This window comes from Streptomyces sp. NBC_00726 (genome assembly GCF_045161735.1).
In the GTDB taxonomy this organism is placed as follows: Bacteria; Actinomycetota; Actinomycetes; order Streptomycetales; family Streptomycetaceae; genus Streptomyces.
This window is the reverse complement of the sequence record NZ_CP108983.1, coordinates 516251-540420: the sequence shown is the minus strand read 5'-3', so window position 1 is coordinate 540420 and position 24170 is coordinate 516251. Positions and strand designations below refer to the sequence as shown.

General features: G+C 72.4%; 21 protein-coding genes, 2 pseudogenes and 1 riboswitch. Of the genes and pseudogenes, 4 read left to right on the top strand and 19 right to left on the bottom strand.

Annotation, left to right across the window (positions count from 1 at the left end; all coding sequences use genetic code 11):
• Nucleotides 1–51: 51 nt before the first annotated feature.
• The 8 genes from OG338_RS02255 to bioB all read right to left on the bottom strand — a co-directional run bounded on the left by OG338_RS02255 (nt 52) and on the right by bioB (nt 8725).
• The gene (locus OG338_RS02255) at nt 52–921 is read right to left on the bottom strand and encodes an SGNH/GDSL hydrolase family protein (protein ID WP_405935712.1); all 870 of its coding nucleotides are present in this window, start codon (nt 919–921) and stop codon (nt 52–54) included.
• A gap of 27 nt (nt 922–948) precedes the next feature.
• Nucleotides 949–1968, bottom strand: coding sequence for a hemolysin family protein (locus OG338_RS02250; RefSeq protein WP_405935711.1), 1020 nt, complete (start codon nt 1966–1968; stop codon nt 949–951).
• Entirely contained in the window at nt 1965–3302 is a 1338-nt protein-coding gene (locus OG338_RS02245) for a hemolysin family protein (protein WP_405935710.1), read from the bottom strand. The genes OG338_RS02250 and OG338_RS02245 overlap by 4 nt, the downstream gene beginning before the upstream one ends.
• A gap of 165 nt (nt 3303–3467) precedes the next feature.
• Nucleotides 3468–3908 carry a GNAT family N-acetyltransferase gene (locus OG338_RS02240; protein ID WP_405935709.1) on the bottom strand — a complete coding sequence of 147 codons (441 nt, stop codon included), beginning with the start codon at nt 3906–3908 and terminating at the stop codon, nt 3468–3470.
• Nucleotides 3909–3972: 64 nt separating this feature from the next.
• Nucleotides 3973–5256: a cytochrome P450 gene (locus tag OG338_RS02235; protein ID WP_405935708.1), complete on the bottom strand. Its 1284-nt coding sequence runs from the start codon at nt 5254–5256 to the stop codon at nt 3973–3975.
• A gap of 222 nt (nt 5257–5478) precedes the next feature.
• Nucleotides 5479–6168: a dethiobiotin synthase gene (gene bioD / locus OG338_RS02230; RefSeq protein WP_405935707.1), complete on the bottom strand. Its 690-nt coding sequence runs from the start codon at nt 6166–6168 to the stop codon at nt 5479–5481.
• Between the two features lie 3 nt (nt 6169–6171).
• Nucleotides 6172–7476 carry an adenosylmethionine--8-amino-7-oxononanoate transaminase gene (locus tag OG338_RS02225; RefSeq protein WP_405935706.1) on the bottom strand — a complete coding sequence of 435 codons (1305 nt, stop codon included), beginning with the start codon at nt 7474–7476 and terminating at the stop codon, nt 6172–6174.
• Nucleotides 7469–8725, bottom strand: a complete 1257-nt coding sequence (bioB, locus tag OG338_RS02220; RefSeq protein ID WP_405935705.1) for a biotin synthase BioB — start codon at nt 8723–8725, stop codon at nt 7469–7471. Before bioB ends, OG338_RS02225 begins: the two co-directional genes overlap by 8 nt.
• Before the next feature lie 142 nt (nt 8726–8867).
• Here bioB and OG338_RS02215 point away from each other — a divergent pair, with 142 nt between their 5' ends.
• Nucleotides 8868–10010: an 8-amino-7-oxononanoate synthase gene (locus tag OG338_RS02215; protein ID WP_405935704.1), complete on the top strand. Its 1143-nt coding sequence runs from the start codon at nt 8868–8870 to the stop codon at nt 10008–10010.
• Nucleotides 10011–10024: 14 nt separating this feature from the next.
• Here the strand turns inward: OG338_RS02215 and OG338_RS02210 are convergent, their stop codons facing one another.
• A complete protein-coding gene (locus OG338_RS02210) occupies nt 10025–10222 on the bottom strand; it encodes a DUF397 domain-containing protein (protein WP_405935703.1) in 198 nt (65 codons plus the stop codon).
• Between the two features lie 25 nt (nt 10223–10247).
• Nucleotides 10248–11108, bottom strand: coding sequence for a helix-turn-helix domain-containing protein (locus OG338_RS02205; RefSeq protein WP_405935702.1), 861 nt, complete (start codon nt 11106–11108; stop codon nt 10248–10250).
• A gap of 205 nt (nt 11109–11313) precedes the next feature.
• Here OG338_RS02205 and OG338_RS02200 point away from each other — a divergent pair, with 205 nt between their 5' ends.
• Nucleotides 11314–11745 (top strand): ATP-binding protein, encoded by a 432-nt coding sequence (locus OG338_RS02200; protein WP_405935701.1) that lies wholly within the window; start codon nt 11314–11316, stop codon nt 11743–11745.
• Nucleotides 11746–11751: 6 nt separating this feature from the next.
• Here OG338_RS02200 and OG338_RS02195 read toward each other — a convergent pair whose 3' ends face one another.
• The 3 genes from OG338_RS02195 to OG338_RS02185 form a co-directional block, all read right to left on the bottom strand.
• Complete coding sequence (locus tag OG338_RS02195; RefSeq protein WP_405935700.1) at nt 11752–12225, bottom strand: C40 family peptidase; 474 nt, start codon at nt 12223–12225, stop codon at nt 11752–11754.
• Between the two features lie 3 nt (nt 12226–12228).
• A riboswitch (cyclic di-AMP (ydaO/yuaA leader) is annotated at nt 12229–12425 on the bottom strand.
• A gap of 306 nt (nt 12426–12731) precedes the next feature.
• Complete coding sequence (locus tag OG338_RS02190) at nt 12732–13040, bottom strand: hypothetical protein (RefSeq protein WP_405935699.1); 309 nt, start codon at nt 13038–13040, stop codon at nt 12732–12734.
• A 7-nt stretch (nt 13041–13047) separates the two neighbouring features.
• Nucleotides 13048–13680: an ATP-dependent Clp protease proteolytic subunit gene (locus tag OG338_RS02185; RefSeq protein ID WP_405935698.1), complete on the bottom strand. Its 633-nt coding sequence runs from the start codon at nt 13678–13680 to the stop codon at nt 13048–13050.
• 96 nt (nt 13681–13776) lie between these two features.
• Here OG338_RS02185 and OG338_RS02180 point away from each other — a divergent pair, with 96 nt between their 5' ends.
• Nucleotides 13777–14061 (top strand): type II toxin-antitoxin system Phd/YefM family antitoxin, encoded by a 285-nt coding sequence (locus OG338_RS02180; protein WP_405935697.1) that lies wholly within the window; start codon nt 13777–13779, stop codon nt 14059–14061.
• 59 nt (nt 14062–14120) lie between these two features.
• Here the strand turns inward: OG338_RS02180 and OG338_RS02175 are convergent, their stop codons facing one another.
• Nucleotides 14121–15110 carry an ABC transporter permease gene (locus OG338_RS02175; protein ID WP_405935696.1) on the bottom strand — a complete coding sequence of 330 codons (990 nt, stop codon included), beginning with the start codon at nt 15108–15110 and terminating at the stop codon, nt 14121–14123.
• A gap of 110 nt (nt 15111–15220) precedes the next feature.
• Between OG338_RS02175 and OG338_RS02170 the strand changes: the two genes are divergently transcribed.
• Entirely contained in the window at nt 15221–15850 is a 630-nt protein-coding gene (locus OG338_RS02170) for a TetR/AcrR family transcriptional regulator (RefSeq protein WP_405935695.1), read from the top strand.
• 40 nt (nt 15851–15890) lie between these two features.
• Here OG338_RS02170 and OG338_RS02165 read toward each other — a convergent pair whose 3' ends face one another.
• From OG338_RS02165 to OG338_RS02145, 5 genes and pseudogenes are all read right to left on the bottom strand, one after another.
• Nucleotides 15891–17516 (bottom strand): sigma-70 family RNA polymerase sigma factor, encoded by a 1626-nt coding sequence (locus tag OG338_RS02165; RefSeq protein ID WP_405935694.1) that lies wholly within the window; start codon nt 17514–17516, stop codon nt 15891–15893.
• A 193-nt stretch (nt 17517–17709) separates the two neighbouring features.
• On the bottom strand, nt 17710–19848 hold the full coding sequence (locus OG338_RS02160; protein ID WP_405935693.1) for a glycoside hydrolase family 6 protein: 2139 nt from the start codon (nt 19846–19848) through the stop codon (nt 17710–17712).
• Nucleotides 19849–19987: 139 nt separating this feature from the next.
• Nucleotides 19988–20449 (bottom strand): annotated as a pseudogene (locus OG338_RS02155) (cellulose binding domain-containing protein); the annotation flags it as partial.
• Between the two features lie 135 nt (nt 20450–20584).
• Nucleotides 20585–21229 (bottom strand): annotated as a pseudogene (locus OG338_RS02150) (GH12 family glycosyl hydrolase domain-containing protein); the annotation flags it as partial.
• A gap of 62 nt (nt 21230–21291) precedes the next feature.
• Nucleotides 21292–24057, bottom strand: coding sequence for a glycoside hydrolase family 48 protein (locus tag OG338_RS02145; RefSeq protein ID WP_405940292.1), 2766 nt, complete (start codon nt 24055–24057; stop codon nt 21292–21294).
• Nucleotides 24058–24170 lie beyond the last annotated feature (113 nt).

Genomic DNA, 24170 nt, shown 5'->3' with positions numbered 1-24170 from the left:
ATTCTACTGGCGGTTTGTGCAGCTCAGCGCCGCGGTCCGGTTTGTGCGTTGCTACGAACCGGAGGCGTCCCGCGCCCCCCGCTCACCGGACTCCACCTGACGCCACGTCGCCACCGGGGCCGCCCGGCCGTCCGCCTCCGGGGTCACCCAGAAGGCCCGCCCCAGCTCGGCGTCGAACTGCGCCCCGGCCCGCCCGTCGCCCGACGAGCGCCCCGTGAGCCGCCGGCCGATCCAGGGCAGCAGGTGCTGCCGGGCGAACCGCACGTCCGCCACCCGCCGGGCGCCCCAGCGCGCCGGGGCCGAGGCGGGCAGCGGGGTCCGCCAGTCGCTCTCCGGCGGCAGCCCCAGCTTCTGCCAGACCGCCTCGGCCACCCGGCGGTGCCCCTCGGCCGTCAGATGCAGCCGGTCCACGTCCCACATGCGCGGGTCGCCCAGCGCCGGAGCGCCGTACAGGTCGACCACCAGCGCGCCGTGCCGCGCTGCCAGCTCGTCCACCAGCGCGAACAGCTCCTCCATGCGCGGCCGGAACCGGTCGAGCACGGGCCCGTCGCGGCCGGGGCTGCGCATCAGCACCAGCTGCCCGCACGACGGAGCGAGCCGCTCGACCGCCTCCTCAAGGCGCCCGCGCACCATGCCCATGTCGCACTTGGGGCGCAGGGTGTCGTTGAGGCCGCCGACCAGCGTCACCACGTCCGCCCGCATGGCCGCCGCCGCGTCCACCTGCTCGTCCACGATCTGCGCGATGAGCTTCCCGCGTACCGCGAGATTCGCGTACCGGAAGCCCGGCGTGCGGGCGGCGAGCCGGGAGGCGAGCACATCGGCCCAGCCCCGGTACGAACCGTCGGGCAGCAGGTCCGACATGCCCTCGGTGAACGAGTCGCCGACCGCGACCAGACTGGTGTATGAGGCATTGATCTCCATGGCGAAGCGATCGTATCGCGGTGCCGTTCAGCGGCTCTGCGGCCGCCCCACCAGCTCCCGGAGCACGTCCTCCATCGTCACCATGCCCGCCAGTCTGTCGTCCTCGTCCAGGACCGCCGCCAGGTGCGTACGGCTGCGCCGCAGCGCCGTCAGCGCGTCGTCCAGCGGGGTCGCCGCCCGGACCCGGGCGATCGGCCGCATCGAGGACACCGGGAACGGCATGTCGCGCGGGGTGACGTCCAGAGCGTCCTTCACATGGAGATACCCGAGGATGCGCTGCTCCGCGTCCATCACCGGGAAGCGCGAGAAGCCCGTCTCGTACGACAGCCGCTCCAGCTCCTCCGGCGTCGCCCCGACCCGGATGTACATCACCCGGTCGACCGGCAGCACCACGTCCCGTACCGGCCGGCGGCCCAGCTCCAGCGCGTGGCGCAGCCGCTCGGCCGCCCGGTCGTCCACAAGCCCGGCGTCACCGGCGTCCTTCACCAGGCGCGCCAGTTCGTCGTTCGAGAACGTCGCCGCGACCTCGTCCTTCGTCTCCACCCGCAACAGCTTCAGCAGGGCGTTGGCGAAGGCGTTGATCGCGAAGATCACCGGGCGCAGCGCCCGGGCCAGCGTCACCAGCGGCGGACCGAGCAGCAGCGCGGACCGCACCGGCTCGGCCAGCGCGATGTTCTTCGGGACCATCTCGCCCAGCAGCATGTGCAGATACGTCGCCACCGTCAGCGCGATCACGAACGAGGCCGGGTGGACCAGGCCGTGCGGCACGCCCACCGCGTCGAAGACGGGCTCCAGCAGATGCGCGATCGCGGGCTCGGCGACGATACCGAGCACCAGGGTGCACAGCGTGATGCCCAGCTGCGCCGCCGCGAGCAGCGCCGAGACGTGTTCGAGGCCCCAGATGACGCTGCGCGCCCGCCGGTTCCCCTGCTCGGCCTGCGGCTCGATCTGGCTGCGGCGCACCGAGATGAGCGCGAACTCCGCGCCGACGAAGAAGGCGTTCACGACCAGCGTCAGCAGACCGATGAAAAGCTGTACGGCGGTCATCGCTCGTCCTCCGACGGCAGGTGGGCACCGGTCAGCGGTGCGTGCAGCAGGGCCCGGGCGGCACGGCGCCCGGAGGCGTCCACCACGTCGAGCCGCCAGCCGGCCAGCTCGATCGAGTCGCCCACGGCCGGGATGCGGCCGATCTCCGTGGCGATCAGGCCCGCCAGGGTCTCGTACGGGCCGTCCGGCACCCGCAGCCCGATCGTCGCCAGCTGGTCCGTGCGGGCGGCGCCGTCCGCCGACCACAGGACGCGCCCGTCGGCGTCCTCACCGGCCGGGGCCAGGTCCGGCGTCTCGTGCGGGTCGTGCTCGTCGCGGACCTCGCCGACGACCTCCTCCACGATGTCCTCCAGCGTCACGACGCCCGCCGTGCCGCCGTACTCGTCGATCACGACCGCCATGGCGAGCTTGCCGGACAGCCGGTCGAGCAGCCGGTCCACGGTCAGCGTCTCGGGGACGAGGACCGGCTCGCGCAGCATCTCGGAGACCCGCTTGCGGGGCCGTTCCCCGGCCGGGACCGCCAGCACGTCCTTGATGTGGGCGACGCCGACGACGGTGTCGAGGCTGCCCCGGTAGACGGGGAAGCGGGAGAGGCCGGTGGCCCGGGTCGCGTTGGCGACGTCCTCGGCGGTCGCGCTGACCTCCAGGGCGGTGACCTGCACGCGCGGGGTCATCACGTTCTCCGCGGTGAGCTCCGGGAGGCTGAGGGTGCGGACGAACAGCTCGGCGGTGTCCGCCTCCAGCGCGCCCGCCTTGGCGGAGTGCCGGGCCAGCGCCACCAGCTCCTGCGGGCTGCGCGCGGTGGCCAGCTCCTCGGCCGGTTCGAGCCCGAAGCGGCGCACGATCCGGTTGGCGGTGTTGTTGAGGTGGCTGATGAAGGGCCGGAAGACGGCCGTGAAGGCGCGCTGCGGGGTGGCGACCGCCTTGGCCACCGCGAGCGGCGAGGAGATGGCCCAGTTCTTCGGGACCAGTTCACCGACGACCATCAGGAACACCGTGGACAGGGCCGTGCCGATGACGAGTGCCACGGACGAGGCCACTCCGGCCGGCAGCCCGACGGCCTCCACCGGACCCCGGATCATCTTGGCGATCGACGGCTCGGAGAGCATGCCGACCACCAGATTGGTGACCGTGATGCCGAGCTGCGCCCCGGACAGCTGGAAGGTGAGGCTGCGCACCGCCTTCATGGCGCTCGCGGCGCCGCGCTCGCCCCGCTCGACGGCCCGCTCCAGCTGACCGCGCTCCACCGTGGTCAGGGAGAACTCCGCCGCGACGAAGGCGCCGCAGGCGAGCGAGAGCAGGACCGCAACGAGCAGCAGAAGCACTTCGGTCATCGGTTCACCTCCGTCCCATGATCGGACAGGGACCGGCGGACCGCGCGATGTCGGTGGCTTCTGATACTGGGAGGCTCGCCCATGGGCGGACGCTCACACCTTTCGTCGGAAGGGGCAGGACTGCCTCCCCATAGTAAAGGATCGGCAAAGTCGCGAGGTGGCTGGTCACCTGCCCCCTGCGCCCGGCCCCAGCGGCTTCACCCACCGCCGCCAGTGGTTCTCGCGGTGGTAGCCGGCCGCCTGCCAAGTGTGGTGGGCGCGCTCGTTCTCCTCCAGGACCATGGCGTCCACCCGCCGCCCGCCGAGCTCCGCGAAGCGCTGCTCCGCCGCCTCCAGCAGCGCGGTCGCGACGCCCTGCCGGCGGTGGTCCGGGTGGACGGCCAGCCGGTAGGCCGAGCACCGCCAGCCGTCGAAGCCCGCGATCACGGTCCCCACGAGCACACCGTCCCGCTCCGTGAGGAGCAGCGCCCCCGGGTCGCGGTCGATGAGCCGGGCCACCCCGTCGTGGTCGTCGCTGATGCTGGTGCCCTCCGCCGCCGTCCGCCAGAACCGCAGCACGGCGTCGATGTCCGAAGGGGCGGCCGGGCGTATCGAGAGATCACTCATGGCGCGAGCCAATCAGAGGTGCGCGCGGCAGGGCGAGTGCTTTCCCCGCCGGTACGGGGACGGCTCAGCCCAGTCGCGCGGGCAGCGACTCGACGCCGTACACGATCGACAGCTTGCGGAAGGCCAGGTCCTGCGGCGGTACGGCGAGCCGCATCGCGGGAAAGCGCCGGACCAGGGCCGGGAAGGCGGAGCGCAGTTCCATCCGGGCGAGCTCCGCGCCGATGCAGCGGTGGATGCCGTACCCGAAGGCGAGGTGGCCGGCCGGAGTGACCCGGTCCACATCGAACCGCCCGTCGTCCGCGACGTACGCCGGATCGCGGTTGGCGCCGCTCAGCGAGCAGAGCACCATGTCACCGCGCGGGATCACCACCCCCGCGATCTCGATGTCCTCACGGGCGAACCGGGGGAAGGCCATCTGCACGGCCGACAGATAGCGCAGCACCTCCTCCACGAAGGGCGCCGCCACGGCGTCGTCCGCACGCAGCCGGTCCGCCACCTCGGGGTTGCGCAGCAGTACGAGGGAGCCGAGCGCGATCGTGCTGGCGGTCGTCTCGAAGCCCCCGGTCAGCACCCCGTCCGCCAGGCCCGCCAGTTCCTCGTCGTCCACGCTGTCCCCGTGCTCCCGCACGATCATCCCGAGCAGGCCGTCGCCGGGCGCGCGCCGCTGGTCCCGGACGACGCCCCGGAAGTAGTCGAGCGACTCGGACATGGCGCCGAACGGCGCGGTGGCCCCCTGGAACAGGTCGAAGCGGTCCATGGCCAGCTTCTGGAAGTCGTCGCGGTCCTCGTAGGGCACCCCGAGCAGTTCGCAGATGGTCAGCGACGGCACCGGCAGCGCGAACGCGTGCACCAGATCGACCGGCCCCGGCGCGGCCGCCATCGCGTCCAGCCGCTCCGCGACGATCGCGTCGATCCTGGGCGTCAGCCGGCGCAGCCGGCGCATCGTGAACTCCGGGGTCAGGATGCGGCGCAGCCGCGTGTGCACCGGCGGATCGCTGAACCCCAGGCCGCCGGGGCTGTGCTCGGCGGCTATGCCCGCGTTGCCCGCCAGATGGGCGAAGTCCGTGCTGAAGCCCTCGGCGGAGCCGAGCACGGCCTTCGACTCCTCGTAGCCGGTGACCACCCAGGCGTCCATCCCGAACGGCAGCGCCACTCTGGAGACGGGCGCGACCGCCCGGGTCTCGGCGAGCCGCCGCACCGGGTCGAGCCCGTCCCTGCGCAGCGGCATCAGGAGCTGTTCCGGGAGCAGTTTCATCGTGGTCGAGCCGAATCCGTGCTTCTGGATCCTGGCCAGGTAGCCGCGCCCGAGCCGGGCCGTGATGCGGGAACGGAACGTCGTCGTACTCAATGTCACTCCATGAGTCGTCGCGAGAACTGGTCGGTTGGCGCGCCTGCGGCGCCAGGACGTGGCCGACCGCGGTGACTTCGGCTACCTCAGCCCTGAGCAGGAATTATGACCAGGTGTTCGACCTATGAGGGGCCGGGGTGCGGAATCCGTCCGGATACGACGGTGAACGGGCGCGCGGGCGGCCCCGGAAGGCCCCCGGCCCGCCGGTGCCGCCCGCGCGTCTCAGTCCAGCGGCCGGTCGCCGCCCAGCGGTGCGGCCAGCCAACCCGCCGCCCGCGCCCGGAACTCCGCCGGGGCGAGCGCGCCGGCGCCCGCCGGGACGACGCCCAGCAGCGGAGCGCCGGCGGCCACCGGGAGGTCCGCCACATTGCAGCGCTCCGCCAGACCGGGCGCGGCAGGCATGCTGCCGATGACCACCCCCGGGCAGCCCAGCCCCCGTGCTCGCAGCGCCTCCGCCGTCAGGGCCGTGGAGTTCAGCGTGCCCAGCCCGGCCGGGGCGACCACCAGGACCGGGGCCGCGAGCAGCCGGGCCGCGTCCGCCAGCGTCGCGCCCTCGTCGTCGAACCGCACGAGCAGCCCGCCGGCGCCCTCGACCAGGACCAGGTCGTGGTCGGCGGCCAGCTTCTCGGCGGCCTCGGCGACCTCGTACGGGCGCACCGGGGCCATCCCGGCCCGGCGGGCGGCCGTCGCGGGCGCCAGCGGCTCGGGGAAGCGGGCGAGTTCGACCGCCGTGACGTGGGCGCCCGCCAGTCGAGCCACCTCGGCCGCATCACCGGGTTCGCCCGGCGCCAGGCCGGTCTGGGCGGGCTTGAGGACGGCGACGCGGCGGTGCGCGGCGGCCGCCGCCACGGCCGCGGTCACGATCGTCTTGCCGATCTCCGTACCGGTACCGGTCACCACCAGCACGCTCATGGCTCAGCCCTCCCGCGCCGCAGCGCACACCGCGCGGCAGATCCGTGCCACGTCGTCGTCACCGGTCACATACGGCGGCATGGTGTAGACGAGGTCCCGGAACGGCCGCAGCCACACCCCCTCGCGCACCGCGGCCGCGGTCGCCGCCGCCATGTCCACCTCGTGGTCCAGCTGGACGACCCCGATGGCGCCGAGCACCCGCACCTCGCGCACCCCGGGCAGCTCCCGGGCCGCCGCCAGGCCCTCGTTGAGCCCGGCCTCGATCCGCTTGACCTCCTGCTGCCAGTCCTGGCCGAGCAGCAGGTCGATGGAGGCGCAGGCCACCGACGCGGCCAGCGGGTTGCCCATGAACGTCGGGCCGTGGGCGAGCACCGGCACCTCGCCGCGCGAGATGCCGTCGGCCACCTCGCTCGTGCACAGCGTCGCCGCCATCGTCAGATAGCCGCCGGTCAGAGCCTTGCCCACGCACATCACATCGGGGGAGACCCCCGCGTGCCCGGCCGCGAACAGCTTCCCCGTACGCCCGAAGCCCGTCGCGATCTCGTCGAACACGAGCAGCACGCCGTACGCGTCGCACGCCTCGCGCAGCACGCGCAGATAGCCGGGGGAGTGGAAGCGCATGCCGCTCGCCCCCTGGACCACCGGCTCGACGATCACGGCCGCCAGCTCGTCCGCGTGGCGCCCGATCAGCTCGCGCAGGTGCGCCGCGTACGCCGGATCGGGCTCGGAGCCGTAACCGGCGGGCGGCTCGTCGGCGAAGACCTGGCGGGGCAGGGCGCCGGACCACAGCTCGTGCATCCCGCCCTCGGGGTCGCACACCGACATCGGCTGCCAGGTGTCGCCGTGGTAGCCGCCGCGCCAGGTCAGCAGCCGCTTCTTGGCCGGCCGCCCGGCCGACCGCCAGTACTGGAGGCACATCTTCACGGCGACCTCGACCGACACGGAGCCCGAGTCGGCGAGGAAGACATGGCGCAGCGGCTCCGGGGTGATCTCCACCAGCCGGGCCGCCAGCCGGACGGCGGGCTCGTGCGTGAGCCCGCCGAACATCACATGGCTCATCCGGTCCAGCTGGCCGCGCGCCGCCTCGTTCAGCACGGGGTGGTTGTAGCCGTGCACGGCCGACCACCAGGACGACATCCCGTCGACCAATTCGTGCTGTCCGTGGGCGGGTTCGGCGAGCCGCAGCCGGACCCCGGACGCGGACTCCACGACCAGCGGTTCCTGCCGGCCCGGCATGGGGCCGTACGGATGCCAGACGTGCGCCCGGTCCAGGTCCCGGAGTACGGCGGGGGAGAGCGGCTCAGGCATTGGGAGCGAGGTCCGTGCCCGCGCCACGGCGGCGGACCGCCACCAGATCCGTCCGGGCCGCCCCGGGCACCTGCGTTTCCGGCGCCTTCGCGGCGGGTACGGGCTCCGCCGCCGTTCCGGCGTCCGCTTCCGCCTCCGCACCCCCGCCGCACGGCCCGCAGCCGCCGCCCGCGTGCGAGCCGCAGCCCTCCGGCTCCGTGGCACAACTGCCCGCATGCGAGCCGCAGCCGCCCGCCGCCGCGTCCGCGCGGTGCCGGGGGAGCGTCGTCGTACCCGCGCCCTCCACCTCGAAACCGGCGTCCGCGATCATGTCCAGATCCGCCTGCCCGGCCTGGCCCTCACTGGTCAGATAGTCGCCCAGGAAGATGGAGTTCACCAGATGCAGGGCGAGCGGCTGCATCGAGCGCAGATGGACCTCGCGCCCGCCCGCGAGCCGCACCTCCACATCCGGGCAGACGAACCGCACCATCGCCAGGATGCGCAGACACCGCTGCGGCGTCAGGTTCCACTCCTTGGCGAGCGGGGTCCCCTCGAACGGGATCAGGAAGTTGACCGGCACCGAGTCCGGGTCCAGCTCGCGCAGCGCGAAGACCACGTCGACCAGATCGGCGTCGCTCTCGCCCATGCCCGCGATCAGCCCGGAGCACGCGGAGAGCCCGGCGGCCTGCGCCTGGTGCACCGTGTCGACACGGTCGGCGTAGGTGTGGGTGGTCGTGATCTCCCCGTACGTCCCCTCGGACGTGTTGAGGTTGTGGTTGTACGCGTCGGCGCCCGCCGAACGCAGCCGGTCGGCCTGGCCCTCGGAGAGCAGACCGAGGCAGGCGCACACCTCGACGCCCTCGTTCTGGTCCTTGATGGCCTCGATGGTCTGCGAGACCCGGTCGACGTCCCGGTCCGTCGGGCCCCGGCCGCTGGCCACCAGGCAGACGCGCTTGGCGCCGCCGGCCACCCCGGCCGCCGCCGCCTTCGACGCCTCGTCCGGCTTCAGCCAGGTGTACTTGAGGATCTCCGCCTTGGAACCGAGCCGCTGCGAACAGTACGAGCAGTCCTCGGGGCAGAGCCCGGACTTCAGATTGACCAGATAGTTCAGTTTCACCCGCCGCCCGAACCACTGCCGGCGCACCTTGCCGGCCGCGGCCACCACGTCGAGCAGTTCGTCGTCCGGGGTCGCCAGTACGGCGAGCGCTTCTTCACGGGTCGGCAGCTCGCGCCGCAGCCCCTTGTCCACCAGCGTGTTCAGGAGGTCCATGGCGATGATCCTGACGCACCGCACCGCCCGGAGCCAAGGAGGAACCGGACAACAGAGCTCACACGGGGTGTGTGTATTGCCACACCGTGTCTCGGCGCGGGCCCGGTTAGGGTCTGTGAGCTGCCTACAAAAGGGACCGCCCATGCCCGCCACCCCGTTCGACTGGATCGAAGCCGAGGCGCGCCGGCGCGCGGACGCGGGCCTGGTCCGCCGGCTGCGGCCCCGCGAGGCCGACGCGGAGCTCCTGGACCTCGCGAGCAACGACTACCTGGGCCTCACCCGGCACCCGGAGGTGACCGCCGCGGCGGCGGACGCGGCGCGCCGCTGGGGCGGCGGGGCGACCGGCTCCCGCCTGGTCACCGGCTCGACCGCGCTCCACGCCGAGCTGGAAGACGAACTCGCCGCGTTCTGCGGCTTCGAGGCCGCGCTGGTCCTCTCCTCCGGTTACGCCGCCAACCTCGCGGCCCTCACCGCGCTCACCGGACGCGGCGCGCTGATCGCGTCGGACGCGGGCAACCACGCCTCCATCGTGGACGGCTGCCGGCTCTCCCGGGCCGAGACCGCCGTCGTCCCGCACGCCGACCCGGAGGCCGTCCGCAAGACGCTGCGCGGGCACGCGGGCCGGAAGCTGGCCGTCACCGACTCGGTGTTCTCCGTGGACGGCGACGCCGCGCCGCTGGCCGCACTGGCCGCCGTCTGCCGGGCGGAGGGCGCCGCGCTCCTGGTGGACGACGCGCACGGACTCGGGGTGCTCGGCGCGGGCGGACGGGGCGCGCTCGACGCGGCGGGGCTCGCGGGCGACCCGGGCGTGGTCGCCACGCTCACCCTGTCCAAGTCCCTGGGCAGCCAGGGCGGGGCGGTCCTCGGGCCGGCCCGGGTCATCGACCACCTGGTCAACACCGCCCGGACGTTCATCTTCGACACCGGACTCGCCCCGGCCGCCGCCGGCGCCGCCCTCGGCGGACTGCGGCTGCTGCGCCGCGAACCGGGGCGCGCGCTCAGGGCGCGTACGGTCGCGACCGCGCTGTACGAGGGGCTGACGGCGGCCGGTCTGACCGCGGTACGGCCCGACGCGGCGGTCGTCTCGGTCCGGGCGCCCTCGGCCGACGCCGCCGTGCGCTGGGCCGCCGACTGCCGGACGGCCGGGATGGCGGTGGGCTGCTTCCGGCCGCCGTCCGTGCCCGACGGCATCTCGCGGCTCCGGCTGACCGCCCGCGCGGACCTGACGGATGACCGGATCGCGCGGGCGGTGGAGACGGTGCGGCGGACCGCACCGTCGAGCTGAGGCGGTGGTCCGCCTCAGCGTTTCAGGCCGGAGACGAAGGACGTCCAGGCCGTCGGGGAGAACTCCAGGGGCGTGCGGCCCACGTCCTTCGAGTCGCGGACGGCCAGCGGCCGCCCGGTTCCGGACGGCGCGGTCTCCACGCAGTTGTTCATTCCCGTGCTGTAGCTGCTGCGTCGCCAGCGCGACGCGTTCCGGGTGAGGTGATCGGACATGACGCTTCCTCCGGGCGGTGGGGGGTCACCGGTCGCCGCGGTCGATCGCGGCGATCAGGTCCAGCGTGTGCTCCGGCGACAGCGCGTGCGTCTGAAGGGTCTCGAAGGCCGTGCTGTACGCCGCAAGGTCTTCTTTCCGTTCCAGATAGAGGCTACTCGTCAAGTGGTCAAGAACGACCACGTCAAGGTCGGAAGCGGTCGGAAAGGAGAAGATAACGAAAGGGCTTGTCAGGCTGACATAGCCGCCGACCGAGAACGGAAGTAACTGGAGTCGCACATGGGGAAGTCGTGCCACCCGGGCGAGATGGCGCAGCTGCTCCCGCATCACCCGCCGGCCGCCGACCTCCCGGCGCAGCACCGCCTCGTCCAGGACCGCGCTCAGCCGCAGCGGCGGATCGCTCCGCAGCACCCCCTGCCGGGTCAGCCGCACCTCCACCAGCGAGTCCAGCTGACCGGACGGCAGCCCGTCCAACGAGGCCCGGGTCACCGCGCGGGCGTAGTCGGCCGTCTGCAACAGGCCCGGCACCACCGTGGTCTCCAGCGTGCGGGCGGTGCGCGCCTGCGACTCCAGACTGATGAAGTCACGGTACTGGGGCGGGATGAGCCCCCGGTAGGCGTGCCACCAGCCGGCGCCGCCCCCGCCCGCCGAACCGGCGAGCGCGCCCAGGACCTCGCGGAGCTTCGGATCGTCCATGCGGTACGCGTCGAGGAGCCGGTTCACATCCTCCGGCCGCACCCCGCTGACACCTGTCTCGATCCGGCTCACCTTCGACTGGTGCCAGCCGAGGAGCGCCGCCGCCTCCCGGCTCGTGAGACCTGACGCGTGACGCAGGCTCCGCAGCTCCTCTCCCAGCTTGCGGCGCCGTACCGCAGGGCCGTGCTGCATCCGATGGCTCCCTCCGCTGTCCGACGAGCAGACAGTGTGACGCCGGAGGGGGTCCGCGTGGGGAGAGTTCACCGGATTGAGCGACAGATATATGCATATCTTGGCGGATCGTCGCCCCGGAGGGCACCATCGGTGGCACTCTGGCGCGAAGCACAACCGGTCCCGCTCGCTGGGCCGGTATCGGGTGGGAAAGGGACGGCTCGCCATGGCAGACCATCAGGAAGCACGTGTCACCCTGCCGAGCGAGCCGGTCTCGGTCTCCGCGGCCCGCGGGTTCGTCGCCCGGGTACTGACGGAGTGGGGCCTGCCCGAGGACGCGGAGATGGCCGACACCGTCCGCCTCATCCTCTCGGAGTTGGCCACCAACGCCGTCCTGCACACCTTCGGGCAGTCACCCACCTTCACCGTCGAGCTGCGCCTTGAGCGGGACGAGGAACTGCGCCTCGGCGTGACGGACAGCCACCCCCGCCGGCCCCAGCGGCTGCCCGCCGCCGTCCAGCAGGACAACGGACGCGGCATGGTCATCATCCGCTCGCTGGCCAAGGAGTACGGTGGCCGGCTGGCCGTCACCCCCACCGCCGACGGCGGCAAGACCGTCTGGGTGGCCCTCCCGTGGCAGGTCCCCGTCCAGCCCTGAGGCGCCTCAGGCGACCCGGCCGTAGTAGACGCTCCGGGTCCAGATCTTCTCCAGGCGCACCACGGCCCCGGTCTTCGGCGAGTGCCAGATCTTCCCGCTGCCGGCGTAGATGCCCACGTGGTAGACACCGCGCCCCGAATGGAAGAAGACCAGGTCACCCCGTTGGCGCTTGGACGCCGACACGTGCCTGGTCCTGTTGTACTGCTGCTGGGCGGTACGGGGGAGTTTCCTGCCGGCCTTCTTGAACGAGTAGAGCGTCAGCCCGGAACAGTCGAAGCTGCCGGGGCCGGTGGCGCCCCAGCGGTAGGGCGCCCCCTTCTTCGACGCGGCGACCTTCAGGGCCTTCATCGCATGGCCGGCCGCCTGCGCCTCGGGCGCGGCTCCTGGGACGCACAGCGTGCCGCCGACGGCGGCGAGAGTCATGACCGAGGCCGTGGTGGCCCGGGCGAGCAGAGACGGGACATGTACCTGCGCAGTCATGCGCAACCCTTCGTCAGCCGCCTGTGAAGGATGACCTGTCGGGTTCGGGCTGGCGAAGTTGCCCGGCCGCGCGCGGCGGCTTCACCCCGAGGGACGGCCGGAGATCCGGCGGTCCCGTAGTGCTCGGGTCCTCCACTCCTGCCGATCCACTCCTGTCGACCAGTCATCCGGGCGGCGGCAGGACTCGGCGTCCGCCCGGACCGCCCCGCCGCGGTGGCGGGGGCTTGTCGTCCCAGGGATCTTGACGCACCTCGGGCCGGATTTCCGCGCCGGAACAGCCATCGGTGAAGACCGTCACGGATGGCCCGTTCAGGTGGACGGAAACCCGGACGGCGGTCCGCCGGCCGCCCGTCGCCACGGCCGTACCAGCGGTGTCGCGAAGGAACGCGCCCCACGCGCATCAGGAAAAGGCAAATCGGACCGTCGCTCGCGCGAGGGAACACCTACGCCGAACGAGCGAGGAAATCCCGCGCGCCCGCCGGGCGTGTCGGTGACCTGCCGGGGTGTCAGTCCGGCGGGACGGGCGGCAGGGCGACCCGGGCCGCCCGCCGCTCGCCGTCCAGCTCCCGCAGCGCGCGGGTCAACGTGCTGCTGTGGATACGGGTTTCGCCGCGCCGGTGCATCAGTGCGAGCGCGTCCCGTAAGGCCGCCGCGTGCGAGGCGAGGGCCTGGGCGGCGCGCAGGGCTGTGTAGGTGTCGTCCCCGTGCGCCGGGTTGATCCGGCCCACCTGGTCGACCACCCGCAGATAGCCGTCGATGAACGCGGACTCGGCCCGGGTCAGGGCGGGCAGCGGCGGGAAGTCCGGTGGCTGCATCCCCGGTTCACCACCCGGAGCGCGGCGGCACCGGGACCCGGTTCCGCACGATGTGGTCGACCAGCCCGTACGCCAGGGCGCCCTCCGCGTCGAGGGCGAGGTCGCGCTCGGTGTCCTCGGTGACCTGTTCGACGGAGCGCCCGGTGTGCCGGGCCAGCATGCCGGTCATCGTCTCGCGCATCCGGGCCAGTTCCCGCGCCTCGATCTCCAGGTCGGACGGCTGCCCCTGAAGCGGCTCGTCCAGCGCGGGCTGGCCGACGACCACCTTGGCGCCGGGCAGCATGTGCCGCCGGCCCGGGGCACCCGCGGCAAGCAACACGGCCGCGCCGGCGCCCGCCCGGCCCAGGCAGTAGGTCTCCACCTCGCAGCTGAGGAAGTTCATCGTGTCGTACAGGGCCGTCATCGCGCCGAACGAGCCGCCCGGCGAGTTGATGTACAGCGAGACGGGCCGGTCCGGCGCGTCGTGCTCCAGATACATCAGCTGGGCCACCAGATCGTTGGCGGCCGTCTCGTCCAGAGCCGTGCCGAGGAAGACGACGCGCTCCGCGAGCAGCTTGGAGTACGGGTCGAGGGTCCGGGACCCCTGCGAGGTGCGCTCGGTGAACTCGGGCAGAACGTGGCGGGCGACGGGACGGTACACGGCTGTGCCTCTCCTCCGGTCGCGCGGGCACAGCGGGGTGCCCGCGCGCGCTTCCGTAAAAAATGTACAGGATGTACAGAAGGTTATGATGGGAGCATGGCCTACGAGATTCCGGTGACGCAAGCCCGGGCTGAACTCGCCGAACTGATCAACCGCGTCGTCTACGGCGGCGAGCGCGTCGTCGTCACGCGGCACGGCAAGCCGATTGTCGCCCTCGTATCGGCCGCTGACCTCGAACGACTTGAGAAGGAGGAGGCGGTGGAGCAGGAGCACGTGATCAGCTCGGTCTCCTCGATCGGCTCCACCCCGTCCGCTCCCGGCGAACGGCAGCGCTTCGGCATCGCGGCGGAGCACCGCGGCCACCACGGCCGGGACGACTGACCCCCGTACACGGCGAAGCGCCCCCGTCCGGCCGGACGGGGGCGCACTCCTGAGCATGGTCAGCCGGCCAGTGCGGGCTCCCGCGCCGAGGTCGGCGCCATGGTGTCCGCGGCCGTCCGGCGACGCCCGCCGACGAGCACCGCGCCCAGCCCCAGCACCGCCCACACGCCGAGTGTCAGGGCGGGGGCGGCCGCCGCCGCGCCGTCGAAGAACGCCACCGAGCGCAGCGCGGAACCGCCTGCCCCGGGTGGCAGCAGCCGGCCGATCGCGGCGATCGGGCGGGGGAGCAGTTCGGGGGCGCTGGTCACGCCCGAGAAGGGGTTGCCCAGTAGCACCATGAGCAGGGCGCCGATGCCGATGCCCGGGGTCCCGATCAGGGCGGCGAAGCCCGCGACCGGTGCGCCGATGGCGAGCACGGTCAGGGCGATGGTTCCGGCCTCGCTCCACCAGTCGCCGGTGAGGGCGCCGAGCCAGCTGTCCGTCACCGCGGTGGCCAGGAGCCCCACCGCGACGGCCACGCCGAGCAGCGCGAGCGAGGCCCGCGCCCCGCGCAGCCTCAGCACGGTCACGGCCGCACCGGCGGCGACCCCCGCGATGGCCAGCGGCAGGATGCTGGAGCCGAGTACGGCGCCCCGGGGGTCGGCGGCGGGCGCGGCCACCACGTCGGTGACCGGTACGGCCGTGCCGGCCGGTGCTCCGGCGGTCACCGCCTCGCGCAGCAGCTGGGCGACCACCGTGCTGCCCGCGCTCGCGGTCAGCAGCTCGGGACCCTTGGCGGTCACGACGACCGCGCCGTAGACGGTCCGGTCCTCGATCGCGTCCCGGGCCGCGGCCTCGGAGTCGTAGCGGTGCACGTCGAAGGCCCCGTCGCGCTCCTCGAACCGCTGCTGGAGCTGGTCGGCGGCCGGCGCGGTACCGGCGATCCCGACCGGCAGGTCGCGCGGCGCGGTCCGGGCGGCGGGCCAGGCGAAGGCCCACAGGGCGAGGGTCACCACCAGCGGAACCAGCAGGACCACCACGCCCAGGCGGCGGTTCGGGGTGAGGGACATGGGCCATGCCTCGATTCAAAGAGAATGATTGTTCGTTTTATATGGCTCCGACACTGTCGCCCCGCTCTCGTTTCCTTGTCAAGAATGAATGTTCGTTTTAAGTTGGGCGCATGGCCCGTGTATCCCAGGAGCATCTGGACGCCCGCCGTCGGCAGATTCTCGACGGCGCCGCGCGCTGCTTCGCCCGCGACGGCTTCCACGGCACCTCGATGCAGGACGTGCTGAAGGAGGTCGGCCTGTCGGCGGGGGCGGTCTACCGCTACTTCAGTGGCAAGGAGGACCTGATCGCGGCCATCGCGACCGAGGCCGTGACCGGGGTGCGCCGCGCCTTCGAGGGCGCGGCCCGGGACACCCCCGTCCCCACCCCGGACATCCTGATCGGCCGGGTCTCGCGGAGCCTGTTCGCGGACGGCCTCGAATCGGGGCGGGGGCTCGAACCCCGGGCATACGCGGGGCTGATCATCCAGGTGTGGTCGGAGACCCTGCGCAGCGAGCGGCTGGCGGCCACCCTCGCCGAGGCGTTCGACGGGCTGCGCGGGGCCTGGACCGACCTGGTCGGGCTGTACCGCGAGGCGGGCGTGCTCCGGGCGGACGTGCCGGACGAACACGTCGCCCGGGCCCTCATCGCGACCGCCCAGGGGTTCATCGCCCAGCTCGCCATGTTCGGCGACACCGGCCCGGAGATCCTGGAGAACGGGCTGCGCGGGCTGATGTCGATGGACGTGACGCGGACGGGCTGACGGGCCCGCGCCCCCGTGCCCGCCGCGCGGCGCCGCGGCCTCACATCTGCGCGCCGAAGTCCTGCGTCCAGACGATGCCGCCGGGGCTGTCCTGGATGCCCACGCCCAGTTCCTTGAACGAGCAGTTGAGTATGTTCGCCCGGTGGCCCGGGCTGTTCATCCAGGAGCTCATCACGTCCGCCGGCGTCCGCTGGCCCTTCGCGATGTTCTCCCCGTACGTGCTCCAGCGGTAGCCGGCCGAGGTGATCCGCTCGCCGGGGCCCGAGCCGTCCTGCGAGGTGTGGGAGAAGTAGTCGTGCGCGGCCATGTCCTCGGAGTGCCGCTGCGCGGCGGTCGCCAGCTCGTCGTTGCCGGTCACCGGTGAGCAGCCCTCCTTCGCGCGCTCGGTGTTCACCAGGGCGAGGACCTGCTCCGCGTCCGAGGGCGGGCTCGGCGCGGGCTCGGCCGGGGCCGGGCGGGGCGCGGAGGGGGACTTCGTGGCCGGGGGGCGCTTGGTCGCGGGAGTCGTCTTCTTCGGCTTCGCCCGGTCCTTCTTCTTCGTGGCGCTCGGGCTCGGGCTCCCGGCGGAGTGCGAGGGTGAGGCGGACGGGGGCGCGGAGGCGGACTCCCCGGCCGAGGCGGTCGCGGTGACGGAGCCGTCGGTGTCGGGGGCGGTCGCGACGGAGACCTCGTCGCCGCCGTCGTCATCGGTCGACAGATGGACGGCGGCGCCCCCGGCCCCCAGCACGCCCACCGCGAGGACGGACGCCACCATGGCGTTGCGCCGGCGGCGGCGCGTCTGGGTGGTCCGCCGCAATGCCGCCCGGCCCGGCCGCGCGGGGGCGCCGAGGGGCGAGCCGATGGGCGCGTCGATGGGCGTGCCGGCCGCGGCCTCGGTCAGCCGGGGGGCCCGGCCCGCCCCGGCCACCGCGAGCGGGACCAGCGCGAGGCCCACCAGCAGGCCCTCGGCAGGCACCAGGCCCGAGCCGAAGCCCGAGCAGACCGTGCAGCCGCGCGCGTGCCGTGCGATGCGCTTGCGCCACAGCGACGAGGGCGCCCCGCCCCAGCCGGTCAGGATGTCGTCCAGCAGGATGCACCGGGGCTGCGCGGCCAGCGCGCCCACCACCACCCGGGCGGTGTCCAGCTGCGCCTTCATCCGCTGTACGCGTACGGCGGTGTGCTCGGGCGACAGATTGATCGCGGCGGCCACCTCGGCCCGGGTCAGCTCACCCGCGGCCTCCAGCCACCACAGCGACAGCAGCGCCCGGTCGTCCTCGTCCACCCATCGGGTCGCCTCGGCGACCTGGCGGCGCTGCCCGGACAGGCCGAGCCGCAGGATCGTCACGTCCACGAAGTCCGCCGCCGGATCGACCCGGTCCTGGCCGGTGGCCAGCGGCTCCACCGGGATCGCGGCGGACTGCCGGTCGCGCCAGTGCCCGCGTATCTCGTTCATCGCGATGGCCACCAGCCAGGAGCGGAAGCTCTCCGGACTCCGCAGGCCGGGCAGGGCGCGCAGCATGCGCAGGACCGTCTCCTGCACGACGTCGTCCACGTCCGCGTGGCCGTTCAGCGCGCGTCCGACGATGTTGTAGAGCAGCGGAAGACAGGACGCGACGAGTTGGTCCTTGGCGTCGGCGTCACCGGCCCGTGCCGCCTTGATCAACGCCCGTTCGCGGTCCTGGCCCATGCTGTGCTCACTCTTCCGGAGTCCTGTTCTGGCTTCACGCACACCTGGGAGATGCGGCCCGGCCGGAGACCATAACAAAAACCCGTCGCTCACTTGTACGTAAAGATGCCCGGCCTCGCGCACGCGGAGAAGTCCGGCCCCACCACACACGTGGCGGGGCCGGACGGGATTCACCGGGTCATCCGGTCACTGATCAGGGCGCGGTGCCCCAGGAGAGCGCACCGGCCGTGTACACGCCGACCTTCGAAGCGTCGGCGAACGAGGTGCCCGTGCCGTGGCTGTAGTCGTCCGCCTCGTTGAAGTTGGACCAGTCGCTCTTGTTCAGCCGCAGCTGCATCTCACCGGTGGAGGCGCCGGCCGCGAGGCTGCCGCTGCCGAAGGAGACCTCCAGGTAGTGGCTGGCCCCGGCCGCCGAACCGTCCGACTTCACCGACAGGCTCAGGTTCCCGCAGCCGATGACCGCGTAGTCGCACGCGGTACCGAAGGTGGAGGAGCCGGACTCGGGGGTGAACCAGTAGCGCAGCTTCACCGTGGACAGGTCCACCGCCGTGCTGCCGGTGTTCACCAGCTGGAGACCGAACCGGATCTGGTTGTCGGTCGCGGAGCTGTCGTTGTTCTTGTACTGGACCTTCAGCGCGCCCGTTCCGGTGCCGCCCCCGGCGGAGGTGGTGACGGAGAGGGCCGAGGAGGCCGCCGAGACGTTACCGGCCGCGTCCTTCGCCTTCACGGTGTAGCTGTAGGCCGTCGAGGCCGACAGACCCGAGTCGGTGTACGAGGTGCCGGTGGCCGAGCCCACCTTGGTGCCGTCCCGGTACACGTCGTAGCCGGTCACCGCGGTGTCGTCGCTCGACGCCGACCAGGACAGCGAGACGCTGCCGCTGGTCTTCGCGGTGGACGTCAGACCCGTCGGCGCGGTCGGCGCCTGGGTGTCGTCGTCGCCGTCGTCGCCACCGCCGGGGTTCTCGCCGCTGCCGTCGATCGGCGGGTAGGCGTTGCGTACCAGCTCCTGGAACTGCGCGGAGAACCAGTGACCCGCGACCGGGGAGTTCGGCAGCGCGCCCGTCATGCTGTTGCCGTTGCGCCCGTTGCCCTCATAGGTCGGGTCGCACATCCGGTCGAAGCCCTTGCCCTCGTCGTTGTCCTCGGGCTGGCTGCTGCCGTCCGACTCCCCCGGGGGCTTCGCCCACACGTAGGCGTCGATCCCGGCCTCGGGAGCGGTGGTGGGACGCTCACCGATACCGGCACCGCTCTGGTTGCACCAGTTGCCGGCGTGGATGCGCCGGTCCACACGGCCACCGTTGACGTAGTCGTCCACGCTGGTCAGCGGGCCCGCCGAGGTGGGCCGGTCGGCGCCGCCCCAGCCGTTGCGGGCGGTGTCGATCAGCATGCCGATGTCGGAGTTGAAGCCCTGGCCCACCAGCTGGGTGCGGAGCGCCTGGGCGAACGACAGCTCATCGACGTAGTAGTTCCAGTCGACCCACTTGGACTGGCGCACGGTGGTGCCGTTGACCGAGTCGGTGACCTTGAAGTTCGGCTCCTTGAGGGCCGAGTAGTTGGCCGTGTTCACGATGAAGCCGGAGACGTCGTCCACGGTTGCGCCCTCGGAGGTCGCGGCCTTCTTGAACTCGACGCCCGCCGGGACCATGTTGCTGTCCCAGCCCAGCCAGCCGTGGTGCGCCGCGTCCACGTAGTTGTAGACGTTCGGGATGGCACCCAGGGTGTGCAGGGCGTAGCCGACACCCTTCTCGTAGTTGCCGTTCGCCTTCATCGTCGCGCAGGCGTCGGTCGAACCGGCCGTGCCGCCCGCGTTGGTGACGAGGTTGGGCAGCGAGTCCGGCTCGATGATGGTGACGATCCGCAGGTCCGCGTACGCCGGGTCGGCGAGGATCTCGGAGATCGGGTCGATGTATTCGCTCTTGTACCGGTCGAGCTCCGTGGGGCCGAGCTCACCGTTGGAGGCCAGCGCCGCACAGTCGCGCCCCGGCAGGTCGTAGATGACCACCTGGAAGAGGTTCGCGCCCTGGTCGAGGGCGGTGTCCAGGTGCTCGCGCAGGCTCATCGCCCCGGGGGTGCCGCCGATGGCCGCGATGCGGTCCATCCAGACGAAGGCCGGAGTGTCGGCGATGGCCGCGCCGCCCGGCTCGGCCGCCGCCTTGGCGGACCAGTCCGGGTTCACATATGCCTTGGCGCCCACGTAGGGGTTGTCGACCCGGGCCGCCGCCGCGTCGGCGGTGGTGGGGATCGCCACCGCCAGCGCCGCGCCCATGGCCAGGGCGGAGGCTGCGGCCAGCCTCCGGCGCAGACCTTGCTTGATGGTGCCTCTGGTACTCATTGCGGCTCCGTGCTCCTCTCGTACGCCTGCGGAAACTCCCCGCAGACGGGTTCATGGGGGGTGCTGCCCGATGGCGGGTTCAGCGGGGTGAGTGTTCGGCCCGCCATCGGGAGTGGTGGGTGACCGGCGGTGCGGCCGGTCAGGGTGCGGTGCCCGAGGACAGGGCGCCGTTGACGTACACCCCGACCTTCGAGGTGTCGGTGAAGGCCGTGTTGGCGGCCCGGCTGTAGTCGTCCGTCTCGTCGAAGTCCGACCAGTCGGACTTGTTGAACCGGAGCTGGATCTCTCCGGTGGCGGCCCCGGGGGCGAGGGTGCCCCCGGTGAAGCCGACCTCCAGGTAGTGGCTCGCACCGACGGCGGTGCCGGCCTGCCGCACCGTGTGCGTCACGTTTCCGCAGCCGATGACCGCGTAGTCGCACGCGGTGCCGAAGCCGGCGGCGCCGGACTCGGGGGTGAACCAGTAGCGCAGCTTCACCGTGGACAGGTCCACCGCCGTGCTGCCGGTGTTGACCAGCTGGAGGCCGGGCCGGATCTGGTTGTCGGTCGCGGACGAGTCGTTGTTCTTGTACTGCGCCTTGAGGGCGCCGGTCTTGCCGCCCCCGCCCGGATCGCCGTCGCCGTCGTCGCCGCCGCCGTCACCACCGTCGTCGCCGCCGTCGGCCCCGGCGCTCGCCTCGAAGGAGAAGTCCTTCATGCCGAGCCCCTGACCGCCCTGCCAGATCTCGAACCCGGCCTCGGCGTCGATCAGATAGTGCGCCGGATCGATCTGTCCCCGGCCGACCCCGTCGTCGATCAGACTCTTCACGTCGAAGCCGGTCAGCTCGGTCGCGCCGCCCTGGAGGACGTACGAGATCACCTTCCAGCCCGACGCGCCGGGACCGGTCCACACGTCCCAGGTCCGGCCGTCGAGCTGGACCGTCGCCGTGCGGGAACCGATGGGCTGGACGCCGCCCCGGTGGTTCATCCAGATCATCAGCTCGGTGCCGTCCGGCTGGTCGTCGGTGACCGGCGCCGAGTTGAACCAGACGTCCATCGAGACGTTGTACGCGCCGGAGCCGACCTGTGTGGTCGACCAGTCGGTGCGTACGCTGCCCAGCTCGTCCACGCGCAGCGGCAGCCCGCTGTCCGACGTGCACGCACCCCAGTGGCAGCCCTTGTAACTGGAGGGGTACGTGGCCGGGGCGCCGTTCGTCGGCAGGTTGAACGAGGACGTGGTGACGGACCAGGCGCCGGTGTCCGGGTCGACGCCGACACACTGCTCGGTGTCGGAGTTCCACTCGTTCTGCTGGTAGAGGTATTCCCCGCCGCGCAGTTCGGTGGTGCCCCAGGGCGTGCAGTCGGTGACCGGCGACGCCGAGGCCGAGGAGGCGCCGGTCAGCATCGACGCCGCGGCCAGGACCAGGGCGGCGGCCGCCCCGGCCAGTGCCGGCAGCGGTCGGCCCGTCACGGCTCGACACCCCAGGCGAGGGTGCCGGCGACATACGCGCCGACCTTCGAGGAGTCCGCGTAGGCGGTGTTGGTGGCCCGGCTGTAGTCGTCCGCCTCGTTGAAGTTCGACCAGTCGCTCTTGTTGAGCCGCAGCTGGATCTCCCCGGTGGAGGCGCCCGCGGCCAGCGTGCCCGCGCCGCCGGTGAACCCGACCTCCAGGTAGCGGTCGGCTCCGGTCTTCGGGCCGGCGACGGCGACCACCGTGTGCGTGATGGTGGACGAGCCGAGCGCCGCGTAGTCGCAGTAGGTCCCGAAGGTGCTCGGTCCGCCGTCCGCGGTGAACCAGTACCGGACCTTCACCGTCGACAGGTCGACGGGCGCGCTGCCCGTGTTCACCACTTGCAGGCCCATCCGGATCTGGTTGTCCGTCGCGGAGGAGTCGGTGCTCTTGTACTGCACCTTCACCGCGCCGGTGCCGGTCGAGCCGCCGGTCTTCGTCTTGGCGAGGACCGCGTCCGACAGCGCCGAGGTGTTGCCGCCCGCGTCCCGCGCCGCCACCGCGTAGGTGTACTCGGTGTTGGCGGCGAGCCCGGAGTCGGTGAACGTCAGCCCGGTCGCGTTGCCCGCCAGCACACCGTTGCGGTACACGTCGTAGCCGGTCACCGCGGTGTTGTCGGTGGACGCGGACCAGGAGAGCGAGACGCTGTCCTTGGTGGTCCCGGTCACGGTGAGGCCGCCCGGCGCGGTCGGCGGCTCGGTGTCGCCGCCCGGCTCACCGCCGCCGCCCTCCACCAGCAGCTCCGCGTAGATCGCGAAGGCCAGGGCGAGCGCGGCCTGCGCCCAGAAGCGGTGGTACGTGAAGACGGGCGCGTCCCCGCCGTCCAGGTACGCCTGCACCTTCGGCCAGTCCGGGTCGTCCTTGTACCAGCTGCGGATGGAGATGAAGGTCGAACCGGGCTGGACCGGGTCGCCGTTGGGCATGGTGCCCGACCAGCCGGACGGGATGTACACCTCGTCGTCGAACCGGTTGTAGTCCAGCCGGGTCTCCGGCACCGAGATGCCCTTGTCCGTGGTGTTCAGCGCCATCGCGTCCAGCAGGGCCTTGGCGAGCGCCGCCGCGTCCTCGTCGCCCGACTTGGCGGCGTAGTAGGTGAGCGTCTTGACGTACGCGGCGCCCACGCCGACGTCGTTGGCGTAGTCCACCACCGTCACGTGCAGGCCCGCGTTGTCACCGGGCGAGGAGGCGTTCCAGGTGTCGGGCTCCCCGGTCCAGTTGAGGGTCGACGGGAAGCGGAAGCTGCCGTCGGAGCCGATGGTCGTCTCGCTCGACGCCCAGGCGACCCACTTCGACAGCACGGCCTCGGCGGCCGCGTTGCCGGTCACGTAGTAGTAGGCGGCGACGCGCTCCATGCCCCACGCCTGGAAGCCGAACCAGTTGTTGCTCGCCGGGTCGTGGTACACCGGCTGCCAGTCGTACGCCATCCCGTAGAAGGTGGGCGTGCCGGCCGGGGGCGTGCTGTAACTGCCCTCCCAGCTGTTGGTGCAGCCGCCGGCGAGGGCGCCCTCGCTGGACTGGAGCCAGGTCAGGAACTCCAGCTGCCGGGTCAGGCTCTTGGACCAGTCCGCCCTGGCCGTCGCGGACTTGGGGGTGAGCGAGGGCACGTTGGACAGCGCCCAGGCGGCCAGCGGGTTCTGGTAGCCCTGGTGGGAGGCGCCGTCACCGATGCGCCAGGCCCAGCCGCCGCCGCTGCCCGCGGCGGCCCCGCCCCAGGCGTAGTACCAGGACAGCAGGTAGTGCTGGGAGTCGCGGCCGGAGGCGGCCGGGCAGGAGTTGGGGTCGGTGCAGTCGCCGACGCGCTTGAAGTACTTGTCGAACATGGCATAGCGGAGGTAGTCGCCCATCTTGGCGGCCTTCGCCACCGAGTCCGCGACCTGGCTCTCCTTGCCCTGCTCCGAGGCCCAGCGGTACGCCCAGTAGGCAGCCTGCACCGCGCGGGCGTCGGCGTCCGGCGCGTTGGTGTACTTCCACTGCTTGGCGTAGCTGGAGTCCCCGACGAACAGGTCGAGATACCCGTTGGGACCGCCGTACTCGAAGAGGTCGGTGGTCGGCTGCGGGACGGTCTCCCACACCGATTCCTGCGCACCGCGCTGGTAGGTGTTGATGAAGGAGGCGCCGGCCCCCGGCCCGGACTCGCCGCCGGTGCCCGGCTTGTTGCCGTAGCCGTAGACGTTGTCCAGGTCCATCAGCCAGTGCATGCCGTAGACGTCCATCGTCCCGTAGGACGAGGCGAGTTCGGCCGACAGCGGGTCGGTGCCCACCGGCACCGTGCCGTCCAGCGCGGAGGGGTAGCCGCTCGGCAGCGGGTGCTCGGGGGCGTAGGTGGCGGGCGCCGAGGGGTTGTACGAGTCGCTGGTGGACTGGTCGGCGTGCTGCGGGATGATCGTCTTCTCCGCCACCGCCCAGGCCGCGTTGAACGGCGCCCAGTCACCGGTCACCCTGCCGTACGCCGCCTCCAGCCACATCCAGAAGCTGACGGCCTCCGACGTCGTCTGGTGGCCGTGGTCCGGAGCCTCGACCATCAGGGTCTCGACCGAGTGGTACGGGAGACCGTCCGGGCTGAAGTAGCCGTTCGCGGCGTCCTTGAGCTTGCCGTACTGGGTCAGGAACGCCTGCGTGTACGGGTCGTCGCCGGCGGCGGCCGCGCGGGCCGCCCCGGTGGCGGCCGGTGCGGAGGCGGGCCGGGCGATCGCGGTGCCCTGGGCCAGACCGACGGCCAGCACGCTGCCGCCGAGGGCGCTGCTGAACGTTCTACGTGATATCGACACAAATCCTCCAGTGGCGGGTGTCGTCGAGGGGGAGGGGAGGAGGGGAAGGGGACGGGGTGCGGCGGAAC